The following is a 15293-nucleotide window of genomic DNA, read 5'->3' as shown; positions in this document are numbered from 1 at the left end:
TACCTGAAAAACCGCGGCGCATTCTTCGCGGGCAAGCCACGCTCCCACAGGATCTTCGTCGCTCAAATTTCTGGGCTTACCGGCATTAGGCCCCCCTCACCACAGGGGTTGCGCTATTCCTCGTCGCTCACCTGAAGCTGCCCGTCCCACCCGCCGCCCAATGCGGCAATCAATTGCACGCTGGCGATCAAGCGGCTCTGCAGCAAAGTCAGCACGTTACGCTCGTTGCTCAACGCCGTGGCCTGAACCACCACCACATCCAGATAAGCAATCACCCCGGCCTTGTACTGATTCTGGGTCAACCGCAGGGATTCGCGCGCTGCATCCAGAGCTTCCTGGCGCACCTTGGCTTCGTCTTCCAGCACCTTGAGCTGCACCAGATAGTTTTCCACTTCACGGAAGCCGTCGAGCACGGTCTGGCGGTACTTGGCGACGGTCTCGTCATAGGCCGCTTCGCTGCGATCGACTTCCGCCGAGCGCTGCCCACCGTCGAACAGGGTCATGGCCAGTTGCGGGCCGACCGACCAGAAGCGGTTCGGCACGCTGATCCAGTTGTTAGAGGTGCTGCTGCTATAACCGCCGTTCAGGCTCAGGGTCAGGTCCGGGTAGTAGGCAGCTTTGGCCACGCCGATGTTGGCGTTGGCGGCCATCACCGAGCGCTCGGCGGAGGCGATGTCCGGGCGCCGTTCCAGCAATTGCGAAGGCAGGCTCAGCGGCACCTGCGGCAATGCCGGGATGTCCTTGGTTTCAGCCAGGCTGAACTCCGCTGGCGGCAGACCTATCAGTACGGCAATGGCGTTCTCGAACTGCGCGCGCTGCCAGATCAGGTCGACCATCTCCGCCTGGGTGCTTTTGAGCTGCGTGGTGGCCTGGGCCACCGCGTCCTTGCCGGAGACACCGGCGCGGTACTGGTTTTCGGTCATGGTCAGCGAGCGCTGATAAGCCTCGACCGTCGCTTCCAGCAGGCGTTTCTGTTCGTCGATCACCCGCAATTGCAGATAGTTCTGCACCAGCTCCGATTGCTGGCTCAGGCGCATCGCCGCCAGATCGGCAAAACTCGCCTCGGCGTTGGCCGTGTCGGCTTCCAGGCCTCGGCGCAATTTGCCCCAGACGTCCGCTTCCCAACTGACCCCGGCCTGCGCGGTGTACGTGTCGCGAATACCGCTGGAGGAACTGCTCAGGCTCGAGCTGCTGCTACCGGTGCCCTGGCTGGAACGGGTTTTCCCGACCGTCAGGTCCACCGTCGGGAAAAACGCCCCCCGGGCACTGCGCACCAAGGCCTGGGCCTGTCGGTACTGGGCTTCGGACTGGGCGACGGTCTGGTTGGCGCTGTTGAGTTTTTCGATCAGCCCATTGAGCTGCCGATCGCCATACAGCTCCCACCAGGCACCACGCGCCAGAGAGTCGCTGGGGTTGGCCTGACGCCAGCCAGCCGCTTCCTTGTACTGTGCCGGCGCGGCGGCTTGCGGGCGCTGGTAATCCGGGCCGATGGCGCAGGCACTGAGCATCGCCACGCACAGCGACAGGCTCAGCAAACGCGAGCCTCGGGCCGTGATCAGCGGTGCAACCAGGTTGATAAGCGAACGGTCAGTCATAGCGGAGTTTCCAGAGCAGCATCGGTACGCACCCCACGCCAGTGGTTGAAGCGATGGCGCAGTTTGTCGAGATAGAGGTAAACCACCGGGGTGGTGTAAAGGGTCAGCACCTGGCTGAAGACCAGCCCGCCGATGATGGTCAGGCCCAGCGGCTGACGCATTTCCGCCCCTTCGGCCCGGCTCAGCAACAACGGCAAGGCGCCGAGGATTGCCGCCAGAGTGGTCATCAGAATCGGTCGCAGCCGTTGCAGACAAGCACTACGGATCGACTCCAGCGGCTCCAGGCCCTGGTGCCGTTCCAGTTGCAGCGCCAGGTCGATCATCAGAATCGCGTTTTTCTTCACCACGCCGATCAGCAGGAACAGCCCGAGCAAGGAGATCAGGCTGAACTCGCCGCCCAGCACATAAATCGACAGCAACGCTCCGACCCCGGCCGACGGCAAGGTCGAAAGAATCGTCAGCGGGTGGATGTAGCTTTCATACAGCACGCCCAACACCAGATACACCGCCACCAGCGCGCCGAGAATCATCCACGGCTGGCTCTTCTGGGTAGCGGCGAACGCATCGGCGGTACCGGCCATTTTCGCGATCACGTCTTCCGGCAGACCGACCTTGGCAATCGCCCGCTCGATGGCCGCCGAGCCCTGCTCCACCGTCACGCCTTCGGCCATGTCGAAGGCGATGCTTTCCGAAGCGAACTGGCCTTCGTGGCTGACCCGGTCGTCTTCCAGGCTGTTTTCATAGTGAGCGATGGTCGACAGCGGAATCCGCGCACCGTCGGCGGTGATCACCTGCACCTGCTTGAGCGTGATCGGGTCCTGGGCGTATTTCGGGTTGACCTCCATCACCACCTGATACTGGTTGAGGCTGTCGTAGATCGTCGAAATCTGCCGCTGGCTGTAGGCGTTGTTCAGCACCGCGGTGACCATGTCCATGTCCACGCCCAGTCGCTTGGCCTGATCGCGATCGACGATCAGGGTCACTTGCGGGGCGCCACGGCCTTCGCGCGCGTCAATCGCCGTCAGCTCCGGCAAAGCCTTGAGGGCCGTGACGACTTTCGGATACCACTCACGCAACGCGCCGAGATCGCCGCTTTGCAGGATGTAGGAATATTGCGAGCTGGTCTGCTCGCGGCCGCCGCCAAATTGCAGGTCCTGATCCGCCATCAGCATCAATTGCGCACCGGGCACCTTGGGCATTTCCTTGCGCAGGCGTTCGATGACTTTTTGCGCGGACAGGTTGCGTTCCTTGATCGGCTTGAGCCGCACCAGCATGAAGGCGTTGTTGGTGCCGTTGTTGCCACCGATGAACCCGGCGACGCTCTCAACCGCCTCGTCCTTGAGCACGGCACGGCGGAAGATTTCCATCTTCGGCTGCATCACGCTGAACGACAGGCTGTCGTCGCCGCGCACGAAACCGATCAACTGGCCGGTATCCTGCTGGGGCAAGAAGGTTTTGGGAACAACGACATACAGCGCGATGTTCACGCCAATCGTCACGAACAGACTGAGCAAGGTCAGCCGACGGTGACGCAACACCCAATCGAGGCTGGTGGCGTATTTGCCGACCATCCACTCGTTGGTCCGCTGGCTCCAGCGTTGCAGGCGGTTTTCCTGCCCCGGCGTGTGCGGCTTGAGCCAGCGGGCGCAGAGCATCGGCGTCAGCGTCAGCGACACCAGCAACGACACCACGATGGCCGCCGCCAAGGTGATGGAAAACTCGCGGAACAGGCTTTCGATGATCCCGCCCATGAACAGGATCGACAGGAACACCGCCACCAGCGAGACGTTCATCGACAGCAGCGTGAAGCCGACTTCCTCGGCCCCGAGGTACGCGGCCTTCATCGGCGGCACGCCCTTGTCGATGTGCCGGGAAATGTTCTCCAGCACCACGATGGCGTCGTCCACCACCAGCCCGGTGGCCAGGATCAGTGCCATCAGCGACAGGTTGTTCAGGGAGAACCCGTAGAGGTACATCACCGCAAACGTGCCCACCAGCGACACCGGCACCGCCAGGGTTGGAATCAGTGAGGCACGGAAATTACCGAGGAACAGGAACACCACCAGAATCACCAGCGCCACGGCAATCAGCAGGGTCATTTCCGCTTCGTGCAGAGTGGCCTTGATCACCGGCGAACGGTCCATCGCCAGGTTCAGTTTGACGCTGGCCGGCAGCACGGCCTGCAACGCCGGCAGTTGCGCCTTGATCTCGTTAACCGTCTCGATGATGTTGGCACCGGCCTGGCGGTTGATCACCAGCAACACCGCCGCGTCGTCGTTGAAGAACCCGCTGTTGTAGCGGTCCTCGACGCCGTCACTGACCTTGGCCACATCCTTCAGGCGCAGGACCGCGCCGTCCGCGTAGTGAATGATCAGCGACTCGTAATCCTTGGCTTTTTCCAGTTGATCGTTGGCTTGAACCTGCCACAGCCGCTGGCCATCTTCGACCGAGCCCTTGGGCCGGCGCACGTTGGCGTTGGCGATAGTGTTGCGCACGTCGTCCAGCGCCACGCCGTACTGGTTGAGCGCCTGGGGCTCGAGTTCGATGCGCACCGCCGGCAACGAACTGCCGCCGATCTGCACTTCGCCCACGCCCTGCACCTGCGACAGGCTCTGGGACAAAATGGTCGAGGCCAAGTCATAGAGCTGGCCTTTTTCCAGCACATCCGAGGTCAGCGACAGCACCATGATCGGCGCCTGGGACGGGTTGACCTTCTTGTAGGTGGGCATGCTGCGCATGCCGCTCGGCAGCAAATTGCGCGAGGCGTTGATTGCCGCCTGCACTTCCCGCGCCGCGCCGTTGATGTCGCGGTCCAGGTCGAACTGCAAAATCACCCGGGTCGAGCCCTGGCTGGAACGGCTACTCATGGTGTTGACCCCGGCGATGGCGCCGAAGGAACGCTCAAGCGGCGTGGCCACGGTCGAGGCCATGACCTCAGGGCTCGCACCGGGCAAGCTGGCCTGAACCACGATCACCGGGAAATCCATCTGCGGCAGCGGCGATACCGGCAACAGGCCGAAGCTCACGCCGCCCAGCAATATGATCGCCAGGCTCAACAACATCGTTGCGACCGGGCGCTTGATGAAAGGTCCGGACAGGTTCATGGCTGTTCTACCGGTTCCACAGACTCGGACTTACGGCCCCAGCGCCGCCCGAGGCGGTCGAAGTACAAGTAGATGACGGGCGTGGTAAACAGCGTCAGCACCTGACTCACCAGCAAGCCACCGACCATCACCAGACCCAAAGGCTGGCGCAGTTCCGCGCCGGAACCGGTGGCCAGCATCAGCGGCACCGCGCCGAACAACGCCGCCAGGGTGGTCATCAGAATCGGCCGGAAGCGCAGCAGCGCGGCCTGATAGATCGCGGTTTGCGGATCCATGCCTTGGTTACGTTCCGCCTCGAGGGCGAAGTCGATCATCATGATCGCGTTCTTTTTCACGATACCGATCAGCAGGATGATGCCGATGATCGCGATCATCCCCAGGTCATTGCCGCTCAACAGCAACGCCAACAAGGCGCCGACCGCCGCCGAGGGCAAGGTCGAGAGAATGGTGATCGGGTGAATGTAACTCTCGTAGAGCACGCCGAGCACGATGTACATGGTCACCACCGCCGCCAGAATCAGCAGCAAGGTGCTCGACAGCGACGCCTGGAACGCTTCGGCCGCGCCCTGGAACTGGGTCTGCACGCCAATCGGCATGCCGATGTCTTTCTGCACCTGATCGATGATCTCCACCGCATGCCCCAGTGCCACGCCAGGCGCCAGATTGAAGGACATCATTACCGCGGGGAACTGGCCGATGTGGGTGATCGCCAGTTGTGCCTGACGCTCCTCGACATGCGCCAGGCTGGACAGGCGCACCTGACCGCCATCGGTGGTCTTGACGTGAATCTGGTTCAGCGCATCCGGGCCGATCTTCTCGCCTGACTGCGACTGCAGCACCACGCGGTATTGGCTGGCCTGGGTGTAAATGGTGGAAATCTGTCGCTGACCGAAGGCGTCGTACAGCGCGTCGGTGATGTTCGACACCGATACACCGACCCGCGACGCCGCATCACGATCGATCACCAGATACACCTGCAAGCCCTTGTCCTGCAAATCGCTGGCGACGTCGGTCAACTCCGGCCGTTGCGCCAACGCTTCCACCAGACGCCCGCTCCACAGGCTGAGCAACTCGGAATCCGGCGACGACATGCTGAACTGGTACTGCGTGCGGCTGACCCGATCTTCGATGGTCAGGTCCTGCACCGGCTGCATGAACAGGCGAATGCCAATCAGCTTGTCCAGCTCCGGTTGCAGGCGCGCAATCACTTCGGTGGCGCTCAGCTCGCGATTGCTGTGGGATTTGAGGTTGATCAGCAGCCGGCCGCTGTTCAGCGTCGAGTTGTCACCGTCGACCCCGATATAGGACGACAGGCTCTCGACCGCCGGATCGGCGAGGATCACCTTGGCCAGTTCCTGCTGCCGCTCGCTCATCGCCGCAAAGGAAATCGACTGCGGTGCCTCGGAAATACCCTGGATCACCCCGGTGTCCTGCACCGGGAAGAAGCCCTTGGGCACCACCATGTACAGGAACACCGTCAGCGCCAGCGTGCCGATAGCCACCATCAAGGTCAGCGGTTGGTGCTTGAGAACCCACTTTAACTTGCGCCCGTAAGCCGCGATCATCCAATCAATTGCAGCGCCACTGGAGCGGTAAAACCGACCCTGTTCTGCTTCCTTGGGCTCACGCTTGAGCAGCCGCGCGCACATCATTGGCGTCAGGGTCAGGGAGACGACAAGGGAAATCAGGATCGCCACCGCCAGGGTTATTGCAAACTCGCGGAACAAGCGCCCCACCACGTCGGCCATGAACAGCAGCGGAATCAACACCGCGATCAGCGACAGCGTCAGGGAAATCAGGGTGAAGCCAATCTGCTTGGCGCCCTTGAGCGCCGCTTGCAACGGGCTGTCACCCTCTTCGATAAATCGGGAAATGTTCTCCAGCATGACGATCGCATCGTCCACCACGAAACCGGTGGCGATGGTCAGCGCCATCAGGGTCAGGTTGTTGACCGAAAACCCTGCGAGGTACATCACGCCGAAGGTGCCGATCAACGACAGCGGCACGGCTACCGACGGAATGATCGTGGCGCTGGCCCGACGCAGGAACAGGAACGTGACCATCACCACCAGCGCGATGGCGATCAGCAGTTCGTGTTGCACGTCGGTGACCGAGGCGCGGATGGTCTGGGTGCGGTCGGTGAGTACCGTGACGTCGAGGCCGGCCGGCAGGTTATCGGTGATGCTCGGCAGCAAGGCCTTGATCCGGTCGACCACTTCAATGACGTTGGCACCGGGCTGGCGCTGGATGTTCAGCAGCACCGCCTGATTTTCATTGGCCCACGCCGCCAGACGCTCGTTTTCGGCGCCGTCGACGATCTCTGCCACGTCCTTGAGTCGCAACGGCGCGCCGTTGCTGTAGGCGAGGATCAGGTTGGCGTAATCCTTGGGTGACGTCAGTTGGTCGTTGGCGTCGAGCATCGACACCCGGGTCGGGCCGTCGAAGTTGCCCTTGGGTTGGTTGACGTTGGAGGCGCCGACCAAGGTGCGCACGTCCGACAGATTCAGGCCGTTGGCCGCCAGGGCCTCGGGGTTGACCTTGATGCGCACCGCCTGACGCTGGCCACCGGCAATGCTGACCATGCCGACGCCGCTGATCTGGGCGATTTTCTGCGCCATGCGTGTGTCGACCAAATCATTGAGTTTGGGCAACAGCATGGTCTTGGAGGTGATGGCCAGGGTCAGCACCGGGGTGTCCGCCGGGTTGACCTTGTTGTACACCGGCGGTGCCGGCAGGTCCTTGGGCAGCAAGTTAGTCGCAGCGTTGATCGCGGCCTGCACCTGCTGCTCGGCGACGTCCATGTTGATGTCGAGGCTGAACCGCAGGGTCAGCACCGAGGCGCCGCCAGAACTGGTGGACGCCATCTGGGTCAGGCCGGGCATCTGCCCGAACTGACGCTCCAGTGGCGCAGTCACAGCGCTGGTCATGACATCCGGGCTGGCGCCGGGATAGAGCGTCATCACGCGAATGGTCGGGTAGTCGACCTGGGGCAATGCCGACACTGGCAGCAGTCGATAAGCGATCACACCGGCCAGAATAATGGCCAGCATGCTCAGGGTCGTGGCGACCGGGCGAAGGATGAACAGCCGCGAGATGTTCATGCGCCGCCCTTTTTCGCCTTGTCGGTGACCGTCGCCTCAGGTGCAGTGGCGGCCGACTTGCCTTGCAGGTGTTCGGTCGGGGTGGTCGGTACATCCTTGCTGTCGTTGACGACCTCTACTTCGCTGCCTTCTTTCAGGCGGTCGGTGCCTTCCAGTACCACTCGATCGCCAGCGGCCAGGCCTTCGGTGACCACGGTGTTGTCACCGTCACTGGCGCCGACTTTCAACTGGCGGATGGTGACCTTTTTGTCGCCGTCCATCGCATAGACGAATGTGCCGTTGGTGCCGAACTGGATCGCCGCCGAAGGTGCAAGCACCACGCCTTTGAGGGTGTCGGCCAGCAGGTGGACGTTGACGAACTGATTAGGGAACAGTGCTTGATCGCGGTTCTCGTAGCGAGCCTTGAATTTCAGGGTGCCGGTGGTGACATCGATCTGGTTGTCCAGGCTCTGCAATACGCCCGTGGCCTGCAATTTGGTATCGCCACGGTCCCAGGCTTCAGCGGGCAGCTTGGCGCCGGTGCGATAGCGGGCCAGCACGGTGTCCAGACTGTTTTCCGGCAAGGTAAAGGCCACGCTGATCGGTTGGGTCTGGGTGATGATCACCAGCGCCGTGGTGTCGTTGGCCGCAACGAGGTTGCCGACGTCCAGCTGACGCAGGCCCACGCGCCCGGCAATCGGCGCGCGAATTTTGGTGAATTCCAGATTGAGCTTGGCGTCATTGACCGCCGCCTGATTGGTCTTGACCGTGCCCAGGTACTGGCCGACCAATGCTTCGGCGGTGTCCAGGGTTTGCTTGGCGATACTGTCTTCGCGGTACAGGCCGCGATAGCGCTCGACATCGACTTGGGCGTTTTTCAGTTGTGCCTGACTCTGCAGCAAGGTGCCTTCGGCCTGGAGCAAGGCATTCTGGTAAGGACGCGGGTCGATCTCGGCCAGCAAGTCGCCCGCCTTGACCATTTGCCCTTCTTCGAACGAAATCTTGATCAGTTCACCGCCAACCCGGCTGCGCACATTGATGGTATTCAGCGCGGTCACAGTGCCCAGTGCCTTGTAATACAGCGGGAAATCACCTTTGACCGCCGGCGCCACGCGCACCGGCACCGGCCCGCTCGCCCCGCCGAACCCCGGACGCATCCCACCCGACCGGCCTGTATGCCCGGCAACGGCTTTCTGCCCTGCGCCCTCCTTCGGGCTGCTACCTGCGGGCCAGAACTTCCAGCACAGACCAGCGATGACCAACAGGACAAGCAGGCCGAACAGCCAGCGACGAGGATTGCGGGAAGCGGAGGATTGCATGGAATGATCAACCATTGGGCGCGTGAAGCTTCTTTCTACAGGAGGCTGAACGATAAGCACTGGCGGGTATTAAGCAAAGCGCCTTTACCGGCAATTTACCTTTGGCTTACGTAACAGGAGGTTTGGCTAAGACACTGAAGCACAAATGAAAACGGCCTGGACAGGGCCAGGCCGTTAACAATTGTAAACTTCGCTTACTTCAGAACGGCGAGCGCTGCGTCGTAGTTCGGCTCTTCAGCGATTTCCTTGACCAGTTCGCTGTGCAGGACCTTGTCGTTTTCGTCCAGCACCACGACGGCACGGGCGGTCAGGCCTTTGAGTGGGCCATCGGCAATCGCCACGCCGTAGTTCTCGATGAACTCGGCACCGCGCAGGGTCGACAGGTTCTGGACGTTTTCCAGACCTTCGGCGCCGCAGAAGCGGGCTTGGGCGAACGGCAGGTCAGCAGAGATGCACAGCACCACGGTGTTGGCGATGTCATTGGCCTGGGCGTTGAACTTGCGCACGGAGGTAGCGCAGGTCGGGGTGTCGATGCTTGGGAAGATGTTCAGCACTTTGCGCTTGCCGGCGAAGCTCGCCAGGGTCACGTCGGACAGATTGCCGGCAACCAGGGAAAAGGCTGGCGCCTGGGAACCGGCTTGTGGCAATTGGCCGTTGACTTGAACCGGAGAGCCTTTAAGAGTGACTTGAGCCATGAACGGAGTCCTTCTGAACGTTGATGTAGAGAATTTTGACGAGGCCGAAGTTAACCACGAAATCGCCTGACGACCTATGCCCAGATACAAATTGTGATATGTCGTCGCACAAAACTGGATACAGGCGTTTCAACAAAACTTACTAACACTGCATAAGCTTGTGGGAGCGAGGCGGTTTTCCATTGGCCGCGTTGTCGATTTGGCCCGTCGCTATTCGACTAGGCAGTGAGTCACTCAAATCCAGCGGAGACAAGACCATGCGATTCATGATCATTGTTAAAGCCAGCCCGGATTCCGAGGCCGGCGTGATGCCCAGCGAAGAACTGATGACCGCGATGGGCAATTTCAACGAGGAACTGGCCAAGGCCGGCATCCTTATCGATTGCGATGGCCTGCAGCCCAGCAGCAAAGGCGCCCGTGTGCGTTTCTCGGGTGACCAGCGCACGGTGATCGATGGACCGTTCGCCGCAACCAAGGAGCTGATCGCCGGCTATTGGCTGTGGCAGGTGAAGTCGAAAGAGGAAGCGATCGAGTGGGTCAAGCGCTGCCCTAACCCGATGCCGGGTACAGAGGCCGAGATCGAGATTCGACAGGTGTACGAGGCCGAAGACTTCGGTGCCGAGTTCACACCGCAGTTGCGCGAGCAGGAAGAACGAGTGCGGGCGCAGGCGAAGAAGCACTGAAACTCACTTGATACGCCTGAAGGACCGCTTTTCGCGAGCAGGCCCGTTCCCACATTTGATCTCTGGTGTTCGCAAATAGTGTGCTCACAGCAGATCCAGTGTGGGAGCGAGCCTGCTCGCGATGAGGCCTCAGGCCCGCCGCATTACTTGGACTTGAGTTTCAGATACGACTGATGCAGGTCCGACGCCCAGCCATCGATCACGTTTTTCACGTCATTGGGCTTCATCACCTGATCTGAGTTTTCCAGCGGTTTGCCAATGCCCTTGCGCACCACTTGGGCCACGACTTTGTTGTTGCCGCCATCGAGAAACACCGCCTCGGTGGCCAGATTGGTTTCCTGGTCGCGAATGCCGCTGGCTGTACTGACTGCCGCCGCCACCAGGGCGATCGGGATCACTTCATAAGGCTGGAGGCCTTCAGTCTTGCTGGTGACAGAGGTGATCGCCGCACGCACCACCATAACGCCAGGGCCGGGGCCGTTGGCCAGTGGCAGGGATTTACCTATTTCGCGTTTAAGTGCCTGATCGTAGTAGCTGGTGATGCCGTTCAGTGTGGTCTGAGGGATTTTCACTGTCGGTTGCGGTTTGGGATAGAGCTGAGTCGGCTCGATGTAGACACTGGTGAATTTTTTGACATCGAGCTTGGGGTCCATCCAGCGCATCACCACGGCGCCCGATGGCGACTTGGCTTCCTTCAACTGACTGTAGTCCTTGAGAAAACCGGAGTACTGGTCTGGCTCGACGACTTTGCTGGAGCAACCCACCACCCCGATAGAGGCGATGCACAGTGTGCTCATCATTAACGCAAGCTTCATGCTGTAACTCCTGTCAGAAGGCCGGGCAACAATATTGCATAGGGGAATTACAGGTATAGCCAATGCCCGGCGCTTTGTTATCAAAAAACACAATATTCATCTATTGCTGCAGCACATCGTTGATATCAAAGGCCACTTCGCGGGCAAGCCTCGCTCCTACAGGGTTTGATTTGTTTGCAGGAAATGCATACAACCCGGACCTGTAGGAGCGAGGCTTACCCGCGAAGACATCAGCTCAAACAACACCAGACTTCATCTGGAAAAGCCTGGTCAATCACCACGAAGATCCGCTTTTCGCTGCCAATTCCCGTCGACTGTTCGCGCGCATCGCCTTGATCAACGACACCGTGCCCACCAGGATGATCACCGCGGCGAACAGGAAGTCGATGCTGTACAGCTGGAAGTCGTTCAACGGCCCCACCAGAAACACCCGGATCGCACCAATACTCACCAGCGTCGCGAGAAAATCGATGCCCGGCTCATCGCGATAAAACACATGCAGCAGCGGCAGGCACATCACCAGCAACAACAGCAGCACAATCACCTTGAACGAGCCCTTGCGCTCGACGCTGAACGCGCATTCGTTGGTGCTGTAGGGCTTGTAGTCTTCCTCGCGAATCAACGAGTTTTTCTCGTTGATGTACTCCACACGGTTGTACTTCTGGATCGGCGTAAAGGTGTTCGACATTTCCATGCCAGTGGTGATGTGCCTGAACTTCAGGTCAATGCGCTCATTGCCCTTGAGGATGTAGAGCACCGGTTTATAGCCGTAGCGATAGGTGTCGAACGGAAAGTCCGTCGACCGCCCCTGGACCCCGATGGGTCTGGACTCAAGTTCCGCGTAGGCACTTTTGTTGGTTGAAGACAGGTTGCGGCTCAGGGGCTTGATCTTGACCTGTTCCATGAAAATCGGCGCAATGCCGTAGGACCACTGCATGGGTTCCATGCGCAGCCGCAGTTCGTTGCGGCCCAGGTCATAGCGATCAAAGGTGCGCTCGGAGACGATCACCGCGCCCGAGAGCATGAACTCGCCGTGAACGTTGTTGGTGATGTGCAGCGACAGTCGGTCCTTGCCCGAATCGGTGGCATCGCTGGCCGGCGGCGTGCCGCACCAGGCGTAGCTGCTGAACGTCTCCCCGAGCTGGCCGTTACGGTTCTCTTTGAACACATAAAAGTAACTGCCCCACAGCGCCGCCATCAGCAGCAACGCGAAAAGCCCTAAAATCTTCTTGCCCACGCTCAAACCAGACTCCTTTCTTTGCTGACTCCTTATGAGACGCGAACTCTATCAAAATGCCATCATTGGCCCAAGCAAAAATACCCAGACAAGAGAGATCCCTGTGGCGAGGGGGCTTGTCCCCGTTGGGCTGCGAAGCAGCCCCAAAATCTCTGATATACCAAAGATCTTGTGAGTGCTACGCACTCAAACGGGGGCAAGCCCCCTCGCCACATACCCGCTCCCACAGGGATTGCGGTGTATCGAACTCTGCGGCTCGTTCTTGATGTGGCGACTATGCACCGGCAGCGCAGCACGTTACAGATTCAGCTACACACTAAAAAACCGTATCAGAGCGCGACCTTTGGCCTCAGGCCCGCATCGCATCTGATCCGCATAAACTCGGTTTTTCTGAGTCTGTTTTGTTTGCGGCGGGGTTTCTACAGTTCAAGGCATGCCAGACCGAGTGGCCTGGCAAGACTTTGCAACCGTGGAAGAACTGACCATGAGCACAGCAACAATCGGACAGGCCTATAACTACAAGGTCGTTCGCCAATTCGTCGTGGCAACCATCGTCTGGGGTGTCGTCGGGATGGCGATGGGGGTATGGATCGCCTCGCAACTGGTATGGCCCGAGATGAACCTCGACCTGCCGTGGACCACCTTCGGCCGCCTGCGTCCGCTGCACACCAGCCTGGTGATTTTCGGCTTTGCCGGCAGCGCGCAATTCGCCGCCAGTTACTACGCGGTGCAACGCACCTGCCAGGTTCGGCTGTACTCCGACAAGCTCGCCGCCTTCACCTTCTGGGGCTGGCAATCGGTGATCGTGGTCATGCTGATCACCCTGCCGCTGGGCTACACCACCACCAAGGAATACGCCGAGATCGAATTCTCCGGCGCGGTGTGGATGACGGTGGTCTGGGTCGCTTACGCGATCGTGTTCTTCACCACCGTGGTGCAACGCAAGACCAAACACATCTACGTCGGCAACTGGTTTTTCGGTGCGTTCATCGTGGTGATCGCCATGTTGCACGTGGTCAATCACCTGTCGATTCCGGTGGACTGGTTCAAGTCGTATCCGGTGTATTCCGGGGCCACCGACGCCATGGTCCAGTGGTGGTATGGGCACAACGCCGTAGGCTTTTTCCTCACCACCGGTTTCCTCGGGATGATGTATTACTTCGTGCCGAAACAAGTCGGGCGGCCGGTGTATTCCTATCGTTTGTCGATCGTGCATTTCTGGGCGCTGATCACCCTGTACATCTGGGCCGGCCCGCACCATTTGCACTACACCGCGCTGCCGGACTGGGCTCAGTCGCTGGGCATGGCGATGTCGCTGATTCTGCTGGCGCCGAGCTGGGGCGGGATGATCAACGGGATGATGACGTTGTCGGGCGCCTGGCATAAGTTGCGCACCGACCCGATCCTGCGCTTTCTGGTGCTGTCACTGGCCTTCTACGGTATGTCGACGTTTGAAGGGCCGATGATGGCGATAAAAACGGTCAACGCCCTCTCCCACTACACCGACTGGACCATCGGCCACGTTCACGCCGGGGCTCTGGGCTGGGTGGCGATGATCACCTTCGGCGCCATCTACCACATGGTCCCGAAAGTCTTCGGCCGCCCGCAGATGCATAGCATCGGCCTGATCAACGCGCACTTCTGGCTGGCGACTATCGGCACCGTGCTGTACATCGCCTCGATGTGGGTCAACGGCATCACCCAAGGCTTGATGTGGCGTGCGATCAACGATGACGGCACGCTGACCTACTCCTTCGTTGAAGCCTTGCAGGCCAGTCATCCGGGGTTTGTGGTGCGCTTTGTCGGTGGGGTGTTCTTCCTCAGCGGCATGTTGCTGATGGCCTACAACACCTGGCGCACGGTGCGTGTGGCGGACGTGAAAATGGCCGAACTTGAAGCGCAGATTGCCTGAGGCAAGGAGCCGGACATGATCGAGATGGGGTTGAATCTATTGGGTGTTTTGGGGCTTTGGTTAGCGGTCGAGTACTGCCTGAAACACCAGACGGCCGAGAGCCTGGACGATGCCAGCCTGATTCCGTTTGCAGATGACCCCGAAGTGGCGCGGCGGGTGGAGTTGGCGACGGGCAAGAAGGTGAACGCTGTAGCACCGGAAGAAGTGAAGCCGGGTTGGGGCAACCTCGAAATTTAATGCAGCACCATGATCGTTCCCACGCTCTGCGTGGGAACGATCATGCTCAGAGAATTCAGCCGCGCTCGCGGGGAATCAGGCTCTGCAGCTGCTGCGCCAGGAAATTCGCATCGAAGGCAAAGGTGTCCGGGTCTTTCAAGCCATTGGTCTTGCGCCACTGCCAACTGCTGGAGGGCGGCAGGCACACCAGCGAAATGCTGCCATAACGCGCGGCGGTCAAGCCCATCACTGCGAGGGAAATCTGCCCACCCGCGCCCATCACGTCCGGCACAAACTCCACCGGTTTACCGGCGATCACAATGGACAGTTTCTCGGTCTTGAATGTCGACGTCTCGAGCGGCACGCTCGGCCCGGACGCGACATACGCCTCACGGCTCACTTCCAGCAGATTCGGCGTCAGGACCGGTGCAAGCCACTGCTGGATCTGATCGAACAACTCACCAATGCGCGTCGCCCACACGGCCGATTGCGACTCAAACAGTTGCTTCTTGTGCGCTTCGCTATCTGCATAGTGGCGAAGCATCTCGCCCAGTTGCTGTACATCGTCCATTGCGGTGTTCCTTTGGTTGAAGCGTTGCTGCGGACTTTGAGCATGGCAGATGCGCGCCACAGGCGT

General features: G+C 60.2%; 11 protein-coding genes. 3 read left to right on the top strand and 8 right to left on the bottom strand.

Annotation, left to right across the window (positions count from 1 at the left end):
- Positions 1-113: 113 nt before the first annotated feature.
- The 5 genes from JFU11_RS08200 to tpx form a co-directional block, all read right to left on the bottom strand.
- Positions 114-1595, bottom strand: a complete 1482-nt coding sequence (locus tag JFU11_RS08200; RefSeq protein ID WP_201060329.1) for an efflux transporter outer membrane subunit — start codon at positions 1593-1595, stop codon at positions 114-116.
- The gene (locus JFU11_RS08195) at positions 1592-4699 is read right to left on the bottom strand and encodes an efflux RND transporter permease subunit (protein ID WP_201060328.1); all 3108 of its coding nucleotides are present in this window, start codon (positions 4697-4699) and stop codon (positions 1592-1594) included. The genes JFU11_RS08200 and JFU11_RS08195 overlap by 4 nt, the downstream gene beginning before the upstream one ends.
- On the bottom strand, positions 4696-7800 hold the full coding sequence (locus JFU11_RS08190) for an MdtB/MuxB family multidrug efflux RND transporter permease subunit (protein ID WP_201060327.1): 3105 nt from the start codon (positions 7798-7800) through the stop codon (positions 4696-4698). The genes JFU11_RS08195 and JFU11_RS08190 overlap by 4 nt, the downstream gene beginning before the upstream one ends.
- The gene (locus JFU11_RS08185) at positions 7797-9113 is read right to left on the bottom strand and encodes an MdtA/MuxA family multidrug efflux RND transporter periplasmic adaptor subunit (RefSeq protein ID WP_201121252.1); all 1317 of its coding nucleotides are present in this window, start codon (positions 9111-9113) and stop codon (positions 7797-7799) included. Before JFU11_RS08185 ends, JFU11_RS08190 begins: the two co-directional genes overlap by 4 nt.
- 179 nt (positions 9114-9292) lie before the next feature.
- Positions 9293-9793 carry a thiol peroxidase gene (gene tpx, locus JFU11_RS08180; protein WP_201060325.1) on the bottom strand — a complete coding sequence of 167 codons (501 nt, stop codon included), beginning with the start codon at positions 9791-9793 and terminating at the stop codon, positions 9293-9295.
- A gap of 257 nt (positions 9794-10050) precedes the next feature.
- Between tpx and JFU11_RS08175 the strand changes: the two genes are divergently transcribed.
- Positions 10051-10476: a YciI family protein gene (locus JFU11_RS08175; RefSeq protein WP_201060324.1), complete on the top strand. Its 426-nt coding sequence runs from the start codon at positions 10051-10053 to the stop codon at positions 10474-10476.
- Between the two features lie 143 nt (positions 10477-10619).
- On the opposite strand, the gene JFU11_RS08170 is transcribed toward JFU11_RS08175, so the two are convergent.
- Positions 10620-11291, bottom strand: a complete 672-nt coding sequence (locus tag JFU11_RS08170) for a DUF3313 domain-containing protein (RefSeq protein WP_123722961.1) — start codon at positions 11289-11291, stop codon at positions 10620-10622.
- 274 nt (positions 11292-11565) lie between these two features.
- The gene (locus JFU11_RS08165; protein ID WP_123722962.1) at positions 11566-12534 is read right to left on the bottom strand and encodes a hypothetical protein; all 969 of its coding nucleotides are present in this window, start codon (positions 12532-12534) and stop codon (positions 11566-11568) included.
- Positions 12535-13012: 478 nt separating this feature from the next.
- Between JFU11_RS08165 and ccoN the strand changes: the two genes are divergently transcribed.
- Together ccoN and JFU11_RS08155 are read left to right on the top strand one after the other, a co-directional pair.
- The gene (gene ccoN / locus JFU11_RS08160; RefSeq protein WP_123722964.1) at positions 13013-14440 is read left to right on the top strand and encodes a cytochrome-c oxidase, cbb3-type subunit I; all 1428 of its coding nucleotides are present in this window, start codon (positions 13013-13015) and stop codon (positions 14438-14440) included.
- A 15-nt stretch (positions 14441-14455) separates the two neighbouring features.
- Positions 14456-14677: a hypothetical protein gene (locus JFU11_RS08155; RefSeq protein WP_050681889.1), complete on the top strand. Its 222-nt coding sequence runs from the start codon at positions 14456-14458 to the stop codon at positions 14675-14677.
- A gap of 55 nt (positions 14678-14732) precedes the next feature.
- Here the strand turns inward: JFU11_RS08155 and JFU11_RS08150 are convergent, their stop codons facing one another.
- Entirely contained in the window at positions 14733-15227 is a 495-nt protein-coding gene (locus JFU11_RS08150) for a hypothetical protein (RefSeq protein WP_123359653.1), read from the bottom strand.
- Positions 15228-15293 lie beyond the last annotated feature (66 nt).

Origin of the sequence: Pseudomonas sp. TH37, from assembly GCF_016650735.1 — a bacterium.
Classification (GTDB): Bacteria; Pseudomonadota; Gammaproteobacteria; order Pseudomonadales; family Pseudomonadaceae; genus Aquipseudomonas; species Aquipseudomonas farris.
This window is presented reverse-complemented; position numbering and strand designations above follow the sequence as displayed.